Source organism: Rhodococcus sp. T7 (assembly GCF_009872365.1).
Taxonomy (GTDB): Bacteria; Actinomycetota; Actinomycetes; order Mycobacteriales; family Mycobacteriaceae; genus Rhodococcus_F.
The window spans coordinates 142,050-142,271 of sequence record NZ_WXYH01000389.1 but is presented as its reverse complement, the minus strand read 5'-3'; the positions used below and the strand labels follow the sequence as shown (position 1 = coordinate 142,271).

Below are 222 nucleotides of genomic sequence, written 5' to 3'. Positions count from 1 at the left end.
AATTTCTCGCGGCGACCTTCGAGAACTGGCAGAGCGAATGGTTGCAACTGGTGTTCCAGGCGATCCTGCTGATGGGTTGATGGCGAAGGCGATGAACCGGTCCATCCCGGCGATCGTGGCCGGCGGGTTCGGCGGCGGCGGCACGGCGGCGGCGGTCGGGGACGGCACCGCGAAGACGGCGAAGGCCACCTCGGCGGCGGACGCGGCGATCCAGATGGCGTA

At 68.5% G+C, this 222-nt stretch carries 1 pseudogene; it reads left to right on the top strand.

Features of this window, described 5'->3' with window-relative positions:
* Window positions 1-73 precede the first annotated feature (73 nt).
* Window positions 74-222 (top strand): annotated as a pseudogene (locus MLGJGCBP_RS44655) (NAD(P)(+) transhydrogenase (Re/Si-specific) subunit beta); the annotation flags it as partial.